This window comes from Flavobacterium sp. (assembly GCF_044341265.1).
In the GTDB taxonomy this organism is placed as follows: Bacteria; Bacteroidota; Bacteroidia; order Flavobacteriales; family Flavobacteriaceae; genus Flavobacterium.
Map to the genome: position 1 here is coordinate 41,222 of NZ_JBIISA010000023.1, position 18,042 is coordinate 59,263.

General features: G+C 35.2%; 15 protein-coding genes. 13 read left to right on the top strand and 2 right to left on the bottom strand.

The window, feature by feature from the left end:
- The first annotated feature begins 9 nt into the window (after positions 1-9).
- From ACIQ06_RS11490 to ACIQ06_RS11505, 4 genes are all read left to right on the top strand, one after another.
- The gene (locus ACIQ06_RS11490; protein ID WP_396146451.1) at positions 10-1,047 is read left to right on the top strand and encodes an o-succinylbenzoate synthase; all 1,038 of its coding nucleotides are present in this window, start codon (positions 10-12) and stop codon (positions 1,045-1,047) included.
- Positions 1,048-1,118: 71 nt separating this feature from the next.
- Entirely contained in the window at positions 1,119-2,210 is a 1,092-nt protein-coding gene (locus ACIQ06_RS11495) for an efflux RND transporter periplasmic adaptor subunit (protein ID WP_396146453.1), read from the top strand.
- Positions 2,210-3,466: an FtsX-like permease family protein gene (locus tag ACIQ06_RS11500; protein WP_344817166.1), complete on the top strand. Its 1,257-nt coding sequence runs from the start codon at positions 2,210-2,212 to the stop codon at positions 3,464-3,466. Before ACIQ06_RS11495 ends, ACIQ06_RS11500 begins: the two co-directional genes overlap by 1 nt.
- A gap of 1 nt (position 3,467) precedes the next feature.
- Positions 3,468-4,145 (top strand): ABC transporter ATP-binding protein, encoded by a 678-nt coding sequence (locus ACIQ06_RS11505; RefSeq protein ID WP_396146455.1) that lies wholly within the window; start codon positions 3,468-3,470, stop codon positions 4,143-4,145.
- Between the two features lie 34 nt (positions 4,146-4,179).
- Here ACIQ06_RS11505 and ACIQ06_RS11510 read toward each other — a convergent pair whose 3' ends face one another.
- Complete coding sequence (locus tag ACIQ06_RS11510; RefSeq protein WP_396146457.1) at positions 4,180-4,752, bottom strand: pentapeptide repeat-containing protein; 573 nt, start codon at positions 4,750-4,752, stop codon at positions 4,180-4,182.
- 363 nt (positions 4,753-5,115) lie between these two features.
- Here ACIQ06_RS11510 and ACIQ06_RS11515 point away from each other — a divergent pair, with 363 nt between their 5' ends.
- The 8 genes from ACIQ06_RS11515 to ACIQ06_RS11550 all read left to right on the top strand — a co-directional run bounded on the left by ACIQ06_RS11515 (position 5,116) and on the right by ACIQ06_RS11550 (position 15,775).
- Positions 5,116-6,156: a GMP reductase gene (locus ACIQ06_RS11515; protein ID WP_344817164.1), complete on the top strand. Its 1,041-nt coding sequence runs from the start codon at positions 5,116-5,118 to the stop codon at positions 6,154-6,156.
- Position 6,157: 1 nt separating this feature from the next.
- The gene (locus tag ACIQ06_RS11520; RefSeq protein WP_396146461.1) at positions 6,158-6,685 is read left to right on the top strand and encodes an NUDIX domain-containing protein; all 528 of its coding nucleotides are present in this window, start codon (positions 6,158-6,160) and stop codon (positions 6,683-6,685) included.
- A 72-nt stretch (positions 6,686-6,757) separates the two neighbouring features.
- Positions 6,758-7,876: a VWA domain-containing protein gene (locus ACIQ06_RS11525; RefSeq protein WP_396146463.1), complete on the top strand. Its 1,119-nt coding sequence runs from the start codon at positions 6,758-6,760 to the stop codon at positions 7,874-7,876.
- Between the two features lie 143 nt (positions 7,877-8,019).
- Complete coding sequence (locus ACIQ06_RS11530; protein WP_396146465.1) at positions 8,020-9,483, top strand: magnesium chelatase; 1,464 nt, start codon at positions 8,020-8,022, stop codon at positions 9,481-9,483.
- Positions 9,484-9,926: 443 nt separating this feature from the next.
- Complete coding sequence (locus ACIQ06_RS11535; protein ID WP_396146467.1) at positions 9,927-11,003, top strand: acyltransferase family protein; 1,077 nt, start codon at positions 9,927-9,929, stop codon at positions 11,001-11,003.
- Between the two features lie 57 nt (positions 11,004-11,060).
- Positions 11,061-13,364, top strand: coding sequence for a beta-glucosidase BglX (gene bglX, locus ACIQ06_RS11540; protein ID WP_396146469.1), 2,304 nt, complete (start codon positions 11,061-11,063; stop codon positions 13,362-13,364).
- 664 nt (positions 13,365-14,028) lie between these two features.
- The gene (locus ACIQ06_RS11545; protein WP_396146471.1) at positions 14,029-15,225 is read left to right on the top strand and encodes a tail fiber domain-containing protein; all 1,197 of its coding nucleotides are present in this window, start codon (positions 14,029-14,031) and stop codon (positions 15,223-15,225) included.
- A gap of 271 nt (positions 15,226-15,496) precedes the next feature.
- Positions 15,497-15,775, top strand: coding sequence for a hypothetical protein (locus ACIQ06_RS11550; RefSeq protein ID WP_396146473.1), 279 nt, complete (start codon positions 15,497-15,499; stop codon positions 15,773-15,775).
- A gap of 139 nt (positions 15,776-15,914) precedes the next feature.
- Here the strand turns inward: ACIQ06_RS11550 and ACIQ06_RS11555 are convergent, their stop codons facing one another.
- Complete coding sequence (locus tag ACIQ06_RS11555) at positions 15,915-16,697, bottom strand: RMD1 family protein (protein ID WP_396146475.1); 783 nt, start codon at positions 16,695-16,697, stop codon at positions 15,915-15,917.
- Between the two features lie 157 nt (positions 16,698-16,854).
- Here ACIQ06_RS11555 and ACIQ06_RS11560 point away from each other — a divergent pair, with 157 nt between their 5' ends.
- Complete coding sequence (locus ACIQ06_RS11560; protein ID WP_396146477.1) at positions 16,855-17,898, top strand: NAD(P)-dependent alcohol dehydrogenase; 1,044 nt, start codon at positions 16,855-16,857, stop codon at positions 17,896-17,898.
- Positions 17,899-18,042: the final 144 nt, after the last annotated feature.

Here is an 18,042-nt window from a genome sequence, read left to right on the forward strand (position 1 = left end):
ATCTAGAAAATGATAGCCACCTACCAAAAATACATCTTAAACTTCAAACGACCTTCTGGAACCTCTAGAGGCGTTATGAACGAAAAAGAAACGTGGTTCATCATTCTAGAGGAGAACGGAAAGAAAGGAATAGGTGAGTGTGGCATCCTTCGCGGACTTTCAGCAGACGACAGACCCGATTATGAAGAAAAACTACAATGGACTTGTCAAAATATCGATTTAGGAAAAGATCAACTTTGGGAGGCGCTTTTAGAATTTCCTTCTATTCAATTTGGCGTTGAAATGGCATTCCAATCATTAGCCTCAGAAAACCCTTTTTTATTGTTTCCATCGGAGTTTACCGAAGGCAAAAAAAACATGGACATTAATGGTTTAGTTTGGATGGGTGATGAGGTGTTTATGAAGGAGCAAATTGAAGAAAAATTAGCGCAAGGTTTTCATTGCATCAAACTAAAAATTGGTGCTATAGATTTTCAAAAAGAACTCGATTTATTGCACTTCATTCGTCAAAATTTTGATGAAAACACTATCGAAATTAGAGTAGATGCCAATGGTGCTTTTAGTGAAGAATTAGCTTTAAATAAATTGAATCAATTAGCTGGTTATAAATTACATAGTATCGAGCAACCTATTGCTAAAAGCCATACTGACACTATGGCAGAGCTATGTAAAACCACTCCAATTCCTATTGCTTTAGACGAAGAGCTTATAGGTGTGTTTTCATACGAAGAGAAAGAACAACTTTTGCAAAAAATAAAGCCGCAATACATCATTTTGAAACCTAGTTTTGTAGGCGGATTTCGCGGTACAAATGAGTGGATTGATTTAGCTAAAAAACACAATATTGGTTGGTGGATTACTTCTGCTTTAGAAAGTAATATTGGTTTAAATGCCATCACACAATGGACATTTTTACAACAAAATCCAATGCCTCAAGGACTCGGAACTGGAGGATTATATACCAATAATTTTGATAGTCCGTTAGAAATAAAAAATGGGCAAATTGCTTACAATACTTCTTTAGATTGGGAGTGTAAATTAATCTAAGTAGTACTTCTGAATTTCATTAAATTTTCGTATATTTGATAGGCGATTTCATTCGTTTAATACCTTTTCAGATGCGATATTTTCTAATTTCTTCCATAGTCATAGGTTTTCTATTGATTTCTTGTTCTAAAAAAGAACTAACCGAAACACAACCTAAAAAAGGTGATGTAACCGAAAGTGTTTATGCTTCAGGTATTGTAAAAGCCGAAAATCAATATATTGTTTATTCAACGGTTAATGGCGTTTTGCAAACTATAAACGTTGAGGTAGGACAAACGATAACTGAAGGTCAAGCTTTATTTCAAATAGAAAGTGATAAAGCAAACCTAAATACTGAAAATGCTCAACTGGCTTATCAACTCAGTAAACAAGACAATAATTACATTCGAGATAAAATTTCAGAAATGGAAACTAAGGTTCAAGCTGCTAAAGATAAATTGGCATTGGATTTATCCATTTATAACAGAAATAAGAACATCAAGAAATACAACATCATTTCTGAAGTAGATTATGAAAGGATAGAATTGGCTTATAAAAATTCTAAATCCAATTATGAAGCAGCTGTAAAGCAATTAGCGCAACTTAAATCGCAACTGCAAAATGACCAAACACGTAATAGTATCAATTTAAAGATTAGTCAAAAGACAAAAGCTGATTATACTATTAAAAGCGCCTTCTATGGCGAGTTATTTGATGTTTTAGTCAAAAAAGGCTCTATGGTTACTACACAAACACCACTAGCCATTATTGGAAAGAAAAATTCGTATTTGCTCGAATTAGAAGTCGATGAAAACGATATGGTTCGCGTTAGATTAGGTCAAACCATGCTGGTGAGTTTGGATAGTTATAAAGGAAAAGTGTTTGAAGCAACGGTTGATAAAATTTATCCAATTATGGATGAACGTTCTAGAACATTCAAAATAGAAGCTCATTTTATAAATATACCACAGCAATTATATCCAAACTTAACTGCCGAAGCTAATATTGTAATAAAGGTTAGAAAAAACGTAATTACAATTCCGAAAAGTTATCTTATTGATGGTGAATATGTTTTGGTTAACAAAGACGAGAAACGTAAAGTAAATGTAGGATTAAGCGATTATCAAAATGCTGAAATACTATCGGGATTAACTGTTAACGAAACCATTTATTTACCACAATAATGAATTTCAAACTAATTTTTAATATTGCCATCCATTTACTTAAAGCCAGACTCAAACAAACTATTGTGGCTGCAGTCGGAGTTACGTTCGGAATTGCAATGTTTATCGCTTTAGTGAGCTTTATGAATGGTTTGAATGATCTATTAGATGGGTTAATGCTAAATAGAACTGCTCATGTTAGACTTTACAACGAAATAAAACCTACTTTAAAGCAACCCATTGAGTTGTCTGAGAAATACAAGAACAGCACTAATTTTATAAGTTCTATTAAGCCCAAAGACAGAGGAAAAGCCATCTACAACAGCCAAGCAATTATCAATTATCTAAAGCAAGATAACCGCATTATTGATGTAGCACCCAAAATCAATGTACCTGTTTTTTTTAATTCAGGAACCATTGAAATTTCTGGAGTTATTAACGGAATTGATGTTTTACCAGAAGAAAAACTATTCAAAATAAGCGATTATATTATCGAGGGTAAAGTGGCTGATTTGATTCAAAACAACAGTATTATTATTGGTAAAGGATTGGCTGATAAAATGTTACTTGCCGTTGGTGATATGATAAAAGTAACCTCGGCAAAAGGAAATCTTGCGTCGTTAAAGATTGTTGGAATTTCACAATTTGGTATCGCGGAATATGATAACACAATGAGTTACACTTCTTTGGCTACAGCTCAAAAATTGCTTGGAGAGTCTACAAATTACGTTACCGACATTCAAGTAAAATTGTTTGATATAACCACAGCTCCGAGTGTTGCAGTTGAATTTCAAAATAAATTTGAAATCGATGCAATTGACTATCAAACTGCCAATTCACAATTTGAAACAGGAAGCACGGTGCGAAGTATTATTTCGTATGCTGTTGGCGTTGTGTTGCTTATAGTAGCTGGATTTGGAATTTATAATATTCTAAACATGATGATTTTTGAAAAGATGGACAGTATTGCCATTCTAAAAGCAACTGGTTTTTCGGGTAATGACGTAAAATGGATTTTTATTTTGTTAGCGCTAATCATAGGTTTGGTAGGAGGTGTTTTTGGATTGATTTTCGGGTTTGTATTTTCTTCCATCATAGATGTAATTCCGTTTGAAACAGCTTCTTTGCCTACAATAAAGACTTATCCAATCAATTTCAATCCATTGTTTTACGTAATCGGAATTGTTTTTGCATTGCTTACTACCATTATCGCCGGACTTTTTCCAGCACTCAAAGCCAGTAAAATTGATCCTGTAGAAATCATTAGAGGAAAATAAAATGAGTAAAGTATTAGAAACAAAAGGTTTGACCAAATATTTTTACGACCCAGTTAAATTTCAAGTACTGAAAGGCATTGACATGACCATAAATCATGGCGAGTTTGTTTCCATAGTTGGAAAATCAGGTTGTGGGAAATCTACATTACTGTATTTGCTCTCAACAATGGATACCGATTATGAAGGACAATTGTTTATAAACGAAGAACTTATAACTGGAAAATCAGATAAAGAATTAGCCGCAATCCGCAATGAAAAAATTGGGTTTGTATTTCAGTTTCATTATTTACTTTCTGAATACAATGTGCTTAAAAATGTCATGTTGCCTGGAATGAAACTAGGAAAACTATCAAATTCTGAAATCGAACACAATGCGATGGAGCATTTAAAAACACTAGACATGCAAGAGCAGGCACTAAAAATGCCAAATCAATTGAGTGGTGGACAAAAGCAACGTGTAGCAATTGCAAGAGCGTTAATCAACAATCCATTAATCATTATGGGAGATGAACCAACAGGAAATCTGGACAAAAAAAACAGCGACTTAGTTTTTGATATTTTTAAAAAACTTACGCTACAAGAGAAGCAAACGTTATTAATAGTAACCCACGACAACGATTTTGCCTCAAGAACCAACAGAATCATCACAATGGAAGACGGAAAAATAATTAAAACCTAAAACTTCCCACTTCTCACTTCGTACTTCGTACTTCTCACTTAACAATAATATCATATTTCTCCAAAAGTCCTTTCAATCCGTCTTGAGAGAAAACAGCTTTTTTAATTTTGTTTTTATCTGGGTCGAAGGCGTAATCATAACTAGTAGAAAAATCAGCTTTATTGGCGATGGTATCAATGAAAACAGCTCTTCTTAGGTTACAATTGTCAAACAATACTTCGGTTAAATCACTGCCCATAAAGTCGGCTGAAATCAAACTACAATTGATGAACTGCATTTTCTTAAGCTTTAAAGCATAAAATTTGGAGTAATCCAACAAGCAATCTTTAAAGTGAAATTCAAACAGTACTTGGTCGGTCATGGCAAAATTCACATTCGTGAAATTACATTTAGTAAAAAACACACCACGTAAAGAAATATAATTGATTTTAGTTTCCGCAAAATTGCAATCAAAGAAATTACAATCAATAAAAGTTACCGTTTGAAACGTACAAGCTCTGAAATCACAATTGTAAAAAGTACAATTCTCAAAATCTTTAAACTTGGTATTGGTATCGTCAAACGTTTGGTCTCTAAATTCTTGGTCTAAAATATAATCGGTGTGCATGTTTTTTATTTTGTGAGCGTAAAGTTAGGGAAAAATAGTGTTTAGTGTTCAGTATTCAGTTTTCAGTTCTCGGTTTTCAGTTCTCAGTATTCAAGTATACAACCACCGTCACTTCGAGTGTTTTTTATATAATTGCGACCAAGTAATTATATAAAAAATTTATCGAGAACTTAGAAGCAATAAATAACATTCTTTAACTGTGTGCTCCAAAAAAATCCGCCTCAATCCGCGTTTGCGAAGCATCCGTTTCATCCGCGTTCCAAAACTAAAAACTCACACCTTTTTGTTAATAAATTCCAATAATATTATTTCATATAAACCCAACGATATAATACATTTGAACGTAATGAAAACGTATGTAAAATGAGAATAGAAACCGAACTAAAATTAGGATTTAAAGATGTAATGATAAGACCAAAACGCTCTACACTAAACAGTAGATCGCAAGTGTCATTGGAAAGAGATTTTAAGTTTAAACACAGTACCGTTACATGGACAGGAGTTCCAATAATGGCTGCCAATATGGATACTGTTGGAACTTTTGAAATGGCTTTAGCTTTAGCAAAAGAAAAACTATTTTCATGCATTCATAAGCATTACACCGTTCAAGAATGGAATGATTTTATTAAAAAAGCACCATCAGATATTTGTGATTATATCGCAGTAAGTACCGGAACAGGCAAGGCTGATTTCAAGAAAATTGCTGAAATATTTGAACACAACCCACAACTCAAGTTTATTTGCATTGATGTAGCTAATGGCTATTCTGAGCATTTTGTGGCGTTTTTGAGACAAGCGCGCAAACAATATCCTGATAAAGTTATCATTGCAGGAAATGTAGTTACTGGCGAAATGGTAGAAGAATTACTTTTGGAAGGTGCCGATATTGTAAAAGTAGGAATCGGACCTGGTTCGGTTTGTACTACAAGAGTTAAAACAGGAGTAGGATATCCACAACTTTCTGCAATTATTGAATGTGCCGATGCAGCTCATGGTTTGGGCGGACACATTATTAGCGATGGCGGTTGTGCCATTCCAGGTGATGTTTCTAAAGCATTTGGAGCTGGTGCTGATTTTGTAATGCTTGGCGGAATGTTAGCCGGACATACCGAAAGCGGTGGTGAAACAATTGAAATTAACGGAGAAAAGTTCAAGCAGTTTTACGGAATGAGTTCGGAAACCGCAATGAAGAAGCATGTTGGAGGTGTAGCGGAATACCGAGCCAGCGAAGGAAAAACAGTTCAAGTGCCATTCAAAGGTGATGTAATTGATACTTTGCACGATATACTTGGTGGCATTAGAAGTACTTGTACTTATGTTGGGGCTTCCAAGTTGAAAGAACTAACTAAAAGAACCACTTTTATCAGAGTTTTAGAACAAGAAAATCGAGTTTATACCAAATAGTATGTCAGATAACGAAACGTCCTTTTTTAAATACTGTCCCAATTGCAGTTCGCAAAATCTAACTTATGTAAACAATTTCAAGTTGCATTGTTCCGATTGTGATTTTGTTTTGTATCATAATATCGCTGCTGCGGTTGCCATAATTTTTACTTATGAAGATAAAATTCTTTTCACAGAAAGAAACGTCGATCCTGACAAAGGAAAACTAGATTTACCAGGCGGATTTATCGATCCAAATGAAACTGCCGAAGAAGCTGCTTGTCGAGAAATAAGTGAAGAATTAGGATTAACAATTACTTCAAGTGATTTGACCTATATTACCACATCACCAAATAATTACCTTTATAGAAATGTACCTTACAGAACTATGGACATCTTCTACGAATGCCAACTTAAGAGTGATGTAATTTCCATCAATGCAGCCGATGAAATCAAGTCGTTAATCTGGATAAAAAGAAGCGAAATCGACTTAAATAAAATCGGATTTGTATCCATTCGAAAAGTTATTGGTGAACGTTACGTCAAATAATAAAGTTACTTTAACTAAAAATTAGTATTCGTTCTGTTGGGTTCTAAACTTTAAATAGTAATTTTATATGCTATGGAAAAGAACACTAGAAAAGGATTTTTCTTTAAGAAATACGAAGCACCCAATCTTTCGCCATTTGATAAACTTTTTGATATTTTCAAAGAGTTAATCACTCATACTTCAGGCGACTTTGATGAAGCCATCGATTGGTTACGACAGTTGGACGTTGAATATAAATTAACGGACGAAAACTACACAGTTGACGATTTTATTGAAGACTTAAAGAAAAAAGGATACATCCGCGAAGAACTAAAAGACGATGGAACTTCAGGAACCGGAATTACAGCCAAAACCGAAAGAGCCATTCGTCAAGCGGCTTTAGACCAAATTTTTGGGAATCTTAAAAAATCAGGCACCGGAAATCATAAAACTAAATATTCAGGAAGTGGTGATGAAAAAACAGGCGAATTTCGCGATTATCATTTTGGTGATGGCTTAGAAAGTATTTCGTTAACCGAAAGTCTGCGAAACGCACAAATCAATAATGGAGTTGATGAATTTAAATTAACCGAAAATGATTTGGTTGTTGAAGATGCTCAATTCAAATCTCAAATGAGTACCGTTTTGATGATTGACATTAGCCATAGTATGATTTTGTATGGCGAAGACCGAATCACACCAGCCAAAAAAGTAGCGATGGCTTTGGCAGAATTAATCACAACACGTTATCCAAAAGACACCATTGATATTCTAGTTTTCGGAAACGATGCTTGGCCAATCGCCATTAAAGATTTACCCTATTTAAAAGTCGGACCTTATCATACCAATACCGTTGCCGGATTACAATTGGCGATGGACATGTTGCGTAGAAAACGAAATACCAACAAACAAATTTTCATGATAACCGACGGAAAACCAAGTTGCGTTCGTGAAAAAGACGGAACCTATTACATGAACAGTAATGGTTTGGATGAGTATATTGTAGAACAATGCTACAATCAAGCCGCACAAGCCAGAAAATTGCACATTCCAATTACAACGTTCATGATTGCAAACGATCCATACTTACAGAAATTCGTAAACCGATTTACGGAAGCCAATCAAGGAAAAGCATTTTACACTGGACTCAAAGGTTTGGGAGAAATGATTTTTGAGGATTATGAGACTAATAGAAAGAAGAAGATTAAATAGTTTACAAGATTACAGATTCCGTCCAGTAGTCATTTTGACGAAGGAAGAATTTCATAATATCAAATTTATAAATAAAACTTTGTGAACTTAGTGTAAATCTTAGTGAGCTTAGTGGTTAAAAAAAAGCGGTTAAATAAAAAAATATGAAAGTAGAAAACATAAAAACACTAGCAGAATTAAAAAAATCCGGTTGGATATCTAGAAGTATTAAAGACGAGTTGCGTGATAATTTACGAACAAAAATAAAATCGGGTAAACCAGTTTTTGAAGGTGTTCACGGATTTGAAAACACCGTAATTCCTGAATTGGAACGTGCTATTTTATCACGTCACAACATCAATTTACTTGGACTTCGTGGTCAAGCGAAAACTCGTTTGGCTAGAAAAATGATTGAATTATTAGACGAATACATGCCTATTGTGGATGGTTCAGAAATTAATGACGATCCATTAAATCCGATTTCAAGATTTGCTAAAGATTTAATTGCTGAAAAAGGTGATGCTACTCCAATAAAATGGATTCACAGAAGCGAACGTTTCTCTGAAAAATTAGCTACTCCTGATGTAACAGTAGCCGATTTAATTGGTGATGTTGACCCAATAAAAGCAGCTAACTTGAAATTATCTTATGCTGATGACCGAGTAATTCACTTCGGAATGATTCCAAGAGCGAACCGTTGCATATTTGTAATCAACGAATTACCTGATTTGCAAGCGAGAATTCAAGTGGCTTTATTTAATATTTTGCAAGAAGGCGATATTCAAATTCGTGGTTTTAAAGTGCGAATGGCATTAGATATGCAATTTGTTTTCACTGCCAATCCAGAAGATTACACCAATCGTGGAAGTATTGTGACACCATTGAAAGACCGAATTGGTTCCCAAATTCTAACACATTATCCTGAAACAGTTGCCATAGCCAAAACGATTACACATCAAGAAGCTAAATTAGACCAACAACAATCGGACGCGGTTCATGTTCCAAATCTAGCGAAGGATTTGCTAGAACAAATAAGTTTTGAAGCAAGAGAAAGCGAATACATTGATGCCAAAAGCGGTGTAAGTGCACGTATGAGTATCACAGCCTATGAGAATTTACTAAGTACTGCCGAAAGAAGAGCTTTGTTATCAGGAAGCGATAAAACGTCAGTGCGATTGTCCGATTTTATGGGAATTATTCCTGCCATTACGGGTAAAGTTGAATTGGTTTATGAAGGTGAACAAGAGGGTGCAGCAGTTGTAGCACAATATTTAATAGCAGATGCCATTAAGACGTTCTTCCCAGCTTACTTTCCCAAAATTGAGAAGTTAGAACGTGATGCTGATTCCAGTCCATATGCCAAAATAGTAGAATGGTTTTTTGCAGAAACAGGTTTCGAATTGTTAGACGATGCTTCCGATGAAGACTACAAAAAACAATTGGATGCAGTAACACCATTAGAAGATTTAATCCAAAAATACCAACCAGAATTCCCAACAGAAGATAAGTATTTCTTAAAAGAATTCGTACTTTGGGGATTGGTGGAATACGATAAACTAAGTAAAGATAGAGTAGATGTAGGCTATCAGTTTAAGGATTTGTATAGCAGTTATATCAATAAACTATAAATAGTAATAATCGAGAATCTTAAATAGGTTCTCGATTTTTTTTTTGACTATACTTTCCAATATTACATTCCACCACAAAAGATTTCTTAACTACTAAGCTTAAAAAAACTTTCATTTTAGCCACGAATTACACTAAAAATCACGAATTTTCGTAATAGATTTTAATTATTTCACGAATTTTAAATTGCTTTGCAATGATTTTCAACGAAAATCGCTAAAATTTGTGCAATTTATGCAAAATGAATTCGTGTATTTCGTGTAATTCGTGGTTGAAATTTTATAGACTGAATAGTTACAAGATTTCTCAGATTATTCCAATCTGTGTTGCAAATAAAATCCGCGACCATCAGCGTTTGCGAAGCAATCCGTTCCATCCGCGTTCCATTTTCCACACAAGCGCCACACTCATAAAAATTTGTAACTTTACCCCATTACTAATCACAATGACAGCCGACCAACCCAAACCCAACCATTTCAAAGCCCTAACTGGAGTTCGCGCCATTGCAGCCATAATGATATTTGTTTACCATAACCGCAAGTATTGGAAAGACGATATACATCCAGAGCTGTTTCGCTTTTGTAACGAACTAAATTTAGGTGTTCAGTTGTTCTTTGTGTTAAGCGGATTTCTTATTGCCAAAAGCTATGGAAGTAAACCTTTACAATCATTAACGCATTACAGAAAGTATTTTGCCCAACGAATTGTCCGCATTATGCCTTTGTATTGGTTATTGCTTACATTATATTATTTGGATTCAGGTTTTGGTAACTATCGTTTTTCTTTACCTCATTATCTTTTATTACAAGGTTTTTCCTCAACACACTCCTTAGATGCTATTTCACAATCTTGGTCGCTTACTGTTGAAATGACTTTTTATGCTTTCGCACCATTAATGCTATTACTATTAGAAAAGCACCTCAAATACCTACTACTTTTTTTGATAGTACTATTTGCAACTACATTGCTTTTAGGTAATTTGTGGACACTTTACAACGGAAATCCAGATAGGTATTTAGTTCCTATAGAATTTGTAACCATGAGCACTTTTGCAGGTCAATCGCTCTTATTTCTTACTGGAATATTTTTAGCCTACTATCCTAAATTTTGGAATCAAATTCCTTTTTCTAAATACGCCACTGTTATTGGTGGTATCGGTTTTGTATTGACCTTGTATGTTATCGGATGGTTCCAAGAGAGTAGAGTAGATCATGGCACCAACCATTGGCAAGGAAAAGTTTTGTTTTTTATTGTTTTGCCTTTTTTTATAATACTACTATTTCAAGGTTTGATGAGCCAGCGAACTTATTTACAACAGTTTTTATCTTCCAAAGTCATGGTCTTGTTGGGTAACGCTTCTTTTGCCTTTTATCTGGTTCATATTAGTTATGCTAATTTGAAACTTAAATCTTTTGTATTTTTTCCCGACCGAAATTTTATACTTTTATGGTTGGTATCCATTGCTTTATATTACGGTTTTGAAAAACCAATTTATGATTGGTATAGAAAGAAGCGGTCATAGAGGTGTTATAAATACAAACAGTAAGCGATACTATACGTTAAAAATAAATTTACAAGTATGATAAATAAACAGTTACTTCTTTTAGGAATAGTTTTACTAGTAACAGCTAACATAAACGCACAAAAGAAAGACTATCTCGATTCTAAAAAGCCAATTGAAGAGCGCATCGATTTACTAATGAATCAAATGACTTTAGAAGAGAAAGTAGGTCAAATGAATCAATATAATGGATTTTGGGACGTTACAGGTCCGACTCCTAAAGGTGGCACAGCCGAAATTAAATACGAACATCTTCGTAAAGGATGGGTAGGCGCAATGCTAAGCGTTAAAGGTGTTAAAGAGGTAAAAGCAGTTCAAAAAATAGCAGTGGAAGAAACCCGATTGGGAATCCCAATACTATTCGGATTGGATGTAATTCATGGTTATAAAACCTTGAGCCCAATTCCTTTGGCTGAAGCAGCAAGTTGGGATTTAGAAGCCATAAAGAAATCAGCTCAAGTAGCTGCCGATGAGGCCTCAGCATCAGGAATTAATTGGACTTTCGGACCTATGATGGATGTGTCTCGTGAAGCACGATGGGGTAGAGTTATGGAAGGAGCAGGTGAAGACCCTTATTTAGGTAGTAAGATAGCAGTGGCAAGAGTGCAAGGTTTTCAAGGTGAAACTAGTGCTGATTTAGCCAAAGCGAATACTATTGCCGCTTGTGCCAAACATTTTGCTGCTTACGGTTTTGTCGAAGCCGGTCGCGAATACAACACTGTTGATATCAGTAATTCAAATCTATATAATCTTGTATTACCTCCATTTCAAGCGGCTAAAGAAGCTGGAGTTAGAACCTTTATGAATTCGTTTAGCATTCTAAATGGAGTTCCAGCCACAGGAAGTAGCTTTTTGCAACGTGAACTTCTGAAAGGAAAATGGAACTTTGATGGTTTTATTGTATCCGATTGGGGATCCATAAGAGAAATGAAAAACCACGGATTTGCAAAAGATGCTGTCGATGCTACTACCAAAGCTGTTATCGCTGGCTCTGATATGGATATGGAATCTCATTTTTATGTTGCAGAATTAGTCAATTTGGTTAAATCTGGAAAGGTAAAAGAAGCATTGATTGATGATGCCGTTCGAAGAATACTACGAGTTAAATTTGAATTGGGACTTTTTGACAATCCTTATAAATACTGTGATGAAACACGAGAAAAAGCAGTTGTGGGAAGCAAAGCCATCAATGAGGCTGTTTTAGATATAGCAAAAAAGTCAATGGTATTATTGAAAAATGAGAATAATCTATTGCCATTAAAGAAGTCCGGACTTAAAATTGCGCTAATTGGTTCCTTAGCAAATGATAAAACAAGTCCGTTAGGTGGTTGGAGAGTAGCTTCAGAGGACGGAACGGCTGTTTCTGTTTTAGAAGGGATGCAAAGTTATAAAGGCAATACGGTAGCTTTTGAAAAAGGAGCCGATTTGACTATTGGAAAAACCACTTTTGTAAACGAACTAGTTTTCAATACCACAGATAAAAGCGGATTTGAAGCCGCTAAAAACCTTGCTAAGAGTTCAGATGTTGTTGTGATGGTTCTAGGCGAACATGGCTTTCAATCTGGTGAAGCCAGAAGTCGCTCCAATTTAGATTTACCTGGCGTTCAACAAGAGTTGTTAGAGGAAGTTTATAAAGTTAATCCCAATATTGTTTTGGTTTTAAATAATGGAAGACCTTTAGTGCTATCATGGGCAAAGGAACACATTCCGGCTATTGTAGAAGCTTGGCAACTTGGAACACAAACTGGCAATGCAGTAGCTCAAGTAGTGTATGGTGATTACAATCCGAGTGGGAAGTTACCAATGAGTTTTCCAAGAAACGTCGGACAATGCCCAATATACTATAATTATTACAGTACTGGAAGACCAACGAATGATGAGAAAAATGTGTTTTGGTCACACTACACCGATGTTGAAAACACACCTTTATATCCTTTTGGCTATGGCTTGAGTTATACCAAATTTGAATACAAAAATCTAAAAGTTAGCCAACCAGAATACAATAAAGGCGAAACGGTAAAAGTCACCATAGAAGTTACCAACACCGGAAATTACGACGGAAAAGAAGTAGTGCAACTTTACCTTCACGACGTTGTGGCAAGTATAGCAAGACCCGTTCAAGAACTAAAAGGATTCGAACTAACCAATTTGAAAAAAGGTGAAACCAAAACCATAACATTCACGCTAACCGACAAAGAATTAGGATTTTTCAACAACGAAGGAAACTATCTTGTAGAATCAGGCACCTTCAAAATAAGAGTAGGCGGTAGCTCCGATAGTGGTCTAGAAACACAATTTGAGTTGAAGCAGGGCTTCGAGTAACCTCAGCCACCGCTTTAAACAAAACATCTCCGTAAGCAGTGGCTTCGAGTGACCTCAGCCACCGCATAACGTAAGCAGGGCTTCGAGTAACCTCAGCCACCGCTAAGAAACCTTCCTTAAGCTACATATCTCCGTTGGCTGAGGTCCTCAAATGTAGGATATTCTCCGTTGGCTGAGACTCTTTATTATACAATATTCTCCGTTGGCTGAGGCCACTCGAAGCCAATGTTACGTGAATACCTCCGTTGTCTAAGGCTCTTAATTATAGGATATTCTCCGTTGGCTGAGGCCACTCGAAGCCAATCTTACGTGAACAGCTCCGTTGGCTGAGGTTCTTTATTATAGAATATTCTCCGTTGGCTGAGGCTCTCGAAGTCAACGTTACGAAATGCTCTCGAAGCCAACGTTAAGCAAACATCTTTCAAACCCCTTTTTTATCTTACTCAAATCAATTGGTTTTTAAAGACTTATATTGCTTTTAAGCTTTTAATCTGTTTTTTATTACGTTAATCGAGTTTATTTGAAACATTATTGTGATAAGTAGTAAATTTTCATAATAATTAAAGATTTTGAAATTTTTTCAATGCAAATTTCTTTAAAAAGGATAGTTTAAGATAGCTAAAACAGTTCATGAAAATAAGGTTAACCTGAAAACAAAAACAAAATGAGAAAGATTATTTATGCAATTTTATTTAGTACTACTTTAGGATTTCAAATGAATGCTCAAGTAGGTATAGGTACCACTTCTCCTAATTTAAGTTCTAGCTTAGATGTTAGTTCTTTAAATACAGGTGTCTTAATACCTCGTGTTAGTTTAACAGCAACTACTGTTGCCGCACCAGTAACTACACCTGCAACATCGTTATTAGTTTACAATATCAATACGGCTGGAGATGTTACGCCAGGGTATTACTATTGGAATGGAGTTTGGGTTCGTTTAGCTACCGGAAATCCTTGGACGATTACTTCTAACAATTTTAACAATACTGGAACACAATCTATTGTAACCTCTATTCCCTCTACTATTACGTCAGCAAGAGCTGCTTGGTTGGTAGGAACAAATACAGCAACCACTAATGCTAATACCGTTACTGGATTTTTAGGTACAAGTACTAACCAGCATATTGATTTGGTTTCTAATAATCTTGTAAGAGGTAGATTATCCAATTTAGGTGAATTTTTTATAGGAACCACCAACACTGTTTTAGCAGGAGATTTAATGAATGGTGTCGGCAATGTTGTTTTTCCATGGGCGGTTAATGGTTATTCCTCATTTAATGGTAGTGGAACTTACGGACAAATTACTAGTGGTACAACGGTTTTCGGCGGTGTTCAAGGTGAGTATAATGGAACAAGTTTAACTGGTGCAGGTGTGAGAGGAATAAGTTTTAATCAATCCACTGGAGTTAGCGGACAAGAAATATCATATAATGGTTGGGCAGTACGTGCAGATGGTGACATAGGAACATCAGGTGGTTATTTCATAATTTCTGATGGAAGACTTAAAAAAGAAATTGCACCCATTGAAAAAGCATTAGACAAAATACTAAAAATTGAAGGTGTATCTTATCATTATAATACCGAAAAATACAAAAAATACTCCTTAAATCCACGTCACCAATTAGGCTTTATAGCTCAAGATTTAGAGAAAATACTACCAGAAGCCGTTGTTACCAAAAATCTTTCTACTACCAATACCAGTAGAGAAGAAGGAGGAAAGGATGTAGAAGTAATGCAAGTTAAAACCGTAAACCTTGATGCTGTAATTCCAGTTTTGGTAGAAGCCATAAAAGAACAACAAGCACAAATTGAAGATCTTAAAAAAGAAATTCAATTGTTGAAAAACAACACAAAACCATAAGCAGGGCTTCGAGAACCTCAGCCACCGCATAGCGTAAGCAGTGACTTCGAGAACCTCAGCCACCGCTAAGAAACCTTCCTCAAGCTAGATACCTCCGTTGGCTGAGGTGCCACGTTGAGCTTGTCGAAATGCTCTCGAAGCCACCGTTACGTGAATTCCTCATGACATAATAATCATTGAATCTTGTAAATTTTCGCAATACTTATATAAATCTTTTAGTGGAGTAGCGCCTAACTTTGTTAGAAACAATAATCCACTAAATTTTACAGATATGAAAAAAGCAATGTTAATGATACTACTTTTTGCTGGAATCTCATTTTCCTCAGCACAAGTAGAAAAACAAGACGACCGTCAAGAAAATATTCTAGATAAAATAGAACAAGAACCACAACGACCAACTCAAGTAAGATTAGAACGCGCCTCTAAAATTGAAGCACAAAGAATACACGCTGAAAAAAAAGACGAGAAAAGAGCCGAAAAAAAAGCCAAGAGATTAGCAAGAAAACTAGCTAGAGAAAAAGCAAGACAACCCTCTGTTAGACAAGAATAGTGTTTAAGTAAACAGTGGCTTCGAGAGCATAAACCGCCGACAAAAAACTTCTTTAAGAAATAAATCATTGTAGGCTGAGGCTCTCGAAGTCAACGTTACGTGAACATATTATTGTGAGGCAATCGAAGCCACATTTCGATTAACGCAGCGTCAAACTAATTACAATTTCAATAAAGATAAGAATCACAATCAGCCATTCCAGTTTTGAGCTTTCTCTTACGTTCAGAACATCGGTAAAAAGCGTTAGGTTATCTTCCACAATTTGCAATCGGTAATCCAAATCTTTGAATCTAGTATTGATGTCAAAATTGGCTTTCAGATTTCGGTTTAGTAAATTCAGTTCTTCGTTGTCCCAAACCAAATTCGGATCATCTAAAATGTATAAATTATCGATGATACTGTTTTTCACATTCAAAACCTTACCAATATATTTTAGTAAATTAGTTTTTGAAATGCTTATTTTACCTTGTTTTTCAAGTTGGAGGATGTAGTGTTTAGAAGACGAAATAAGGTCGTCTGTCAAGTTTTCATAATAATCTAAAGCAACTGATTGTCCTATGTTTAGCATGATAATACGCATCATTGAAGAATCAATTTTAGAAACACTTACAAAGTTATTCTTCACAATTGGTTTGTCAATTTCGTTATTAATTTCAATGCGGTATTCTTCAGATAGATTCAAATCGATTACTGATGTAGCATAATTTTTTATAAAATTCACAAACTCACTTTTGCCTACAACATCAAAATTAGCGAAGACAATAACACCATAATCAAACACATATAGGAAACGATTTTTTTCTGAAAAAGTATAAAATAATTCCGTTGTTGAACCCGAATGGACTTCTATTTGAAAATCGGCACGAAACTTTTTGATGTTAAAAGATTCTGCTAGTTGAATGGCTTCTATCTTGATTTCCATGTGATTTTGATTTTTACAAATATAGAAATTTTAAAGTAGATGAATGATATCGGAAGTTTATTTTATAACATTCAATAACACATTAATTATCTTTTTATTAACAACGAACAAAGACAAGGACACCACAATTTTAAGTAACTTTAACAAAAAATAAATTATGACAGCAACAAAAGGATATGCAGCACAAGATGCCAAAACGGATTTAGCACCTTGGGATTTTGAACGACGCGAAGTTGGACCACACGATGTACAATTTGATATTCACTTCTGCGGCGTATGTCACAGTGATTTACATCAAATAAAAAACGATTGGGGTGAAGGTATTTTCCCAATGGTTCCTGGACATGAAATAGTAGGTAAAGTTATAAAAGTAGGAAGTCACGTTAAGAAATTTAAAGTGGGTGATCTTGCTGGTACAGGTTGTTTGGTTGATTCTTGTAGAACTTGCGAAAACTGCCAAGAAGGATTAGAGCAGTTTTGTTTGAACGGAATGACCGGTACTTACAATAGTTTGGAGCAAGACGGAAAAACACCAACCTATGGTGGCTATTCAAAAACAATTGTAGTCCACGAAGATTTTGTACTTCATGTTTCAGATAAATTACCTTTGGATGCTGTTGCACCATTGTTGTGTGCCGGAATCACAACCTATTCACCATTGCGCCACTGGAAAGTGGGTAAAGGTCACAAACTAGCCGTTTTAGGTTTGGGTGGATTAGGACACATGGCTGTTAAATTCGGAGTTTCTTTTGGAGCAGAAGTTACGGTTTTAAGTACGTCACCAGAAAAAGAAGCTGATGCTAAAAAATTAGGAGCTCACAAGTTTGTAGTGACCAAAGACGAAGCGCAAATGAAAGAAGTGGCCGGATACTTTGATTTTATTTTAGATACTGTCTCAGCACTGCATGATTTGAACGCTTATCTTTCTTTACTAAGAGTCAATGGAGTTCACATTTGTGTTGGAGTTCCGCCAACGCCCTACCAATTACATGCTTTTAGTTTAATTGGTGGCAGAAGAAGTTTGGCTGGTTCATTAATTGGTGGTTTGCCAGAAACACAAGAAATGTTGGATTACTGTGCTGAACAAAATATAGTTTCCGATATTGAACTTATTGATATCAAAGACATCGATGCTGCATTTGAGAGAATGGTAAAAGGCGATGTGCGCTATAGATTTGTAATCGATATTGCGACATTGTAAGAAATAGTTCTTATATTTTTAAAAGACCTCAACCGATTTTATATCCGTTGTGGTCTTTTTTTTTGATTACAATCAGTACTATCCTTGATTGGTTTATGATAATGATGAAAAAAGTGCCTAATTACTATTATTTAAAAATAAATT

Coding starts and splice junctions, on each gene's coding strand:
- ACIQ06_RS11525 (WP_396146463.1), top strand. CDS start 6,758: ATGGAAAAGAACACTAGAAAAGGATTTTTCTTTAAGAAATACGAAGCA.
- ACIQ06_RS11500 (WP_344817166.1), top strand. CDS start 2,210: ATGAATTTCAAACTAATTTTTAATATTGCCATCCATTTACTTAAAGCC.
- ACIQ06_RS11550 (WP_396146473.1), top strand. CDS start 15,497: ATGAAAAAAGCAATGTTAATGATACTACTTTTTGCTGGAATCTCATTT.
- ACIQ06_RS11560 (WP_396146477.1), top strand. CDS start 16,855: ATGACAGCAACAAAAGGATATGCAGCACAAGATGCCAAAACGGATTTA.
- ACIQ06_RS11510 (WP_396146457.1), bottom strand. CDS start 4,752: ATGCACACCGATTATATTTTAGACCAAGAATTTAGAGACCAAACGTTT.
- ACIQ06_RS11505 (WP_396146455.1), top strand. CDS start 3,468: ATGAGTAAAGTATTAGAAACAAAAGGTTTGACCAAATATTTTTACGAC.
- ACIQ06_RS11530 (WP_396146465.1), top strand. CDS start 8,020: ATGAAAGTAGAAAACATAAAAACACTAGCAGAATTAAAAAAATCCGGT.
- ACIQ06_RS11535 (WP_396146467.1), top strand. CDS start 9,927: ATGACAGCCGACCAACCCAAACCCAACCATTTCAAAGCCCTAACTGGA.
- ACIQ06_RS11490 (WP_396146451.1), top strand. CDS start 10: ATGATAGCCACCTACCAAAAATACATCTTAAACTTCAAACGACCTTCT.
- bglX (WP_396146469.1), top strand. CDS start 11,061: ATGATAAATAAACAGTTACTTCTTTTAGGAATAGTTTTACTAGTAACA.
- ACIQ06_RS11555 (WP_396146475.1), bottom strand. CDS start 16,697: ATGGAAATCAAGATAGAAGCCATTCAACTAGCAGAATCTTTTAACATC.
- ACIQ06_RS11515 (WP_344817164.1), top strand. CDS start 5,116: ATGAGAATAGAAACCGAACTAAAATTAGGATTTAAAGATGTAATGATA.
- ACIQ06_RS11495 (WP_396146453.1), top strand. CDS start 1,119: ATGCGATATTTTCTAATTTCTTCCATAGTCATAGGTTTTCTATTGATT.
- ACIQ06_RS11545 (WP_396146471.1), top strand. CDS start 14,029: ATGAGAAAGATTATTTATGCAATTTTATTTAGTACTACTTTAGGATTT.
- ACIQ06_RS11520 (WP_396146461.1), top strand. CDS start 6,158: ATGTCAGATAACGAAACGTCCTTTTTTAAATACTGTCCCAATTGCAGT.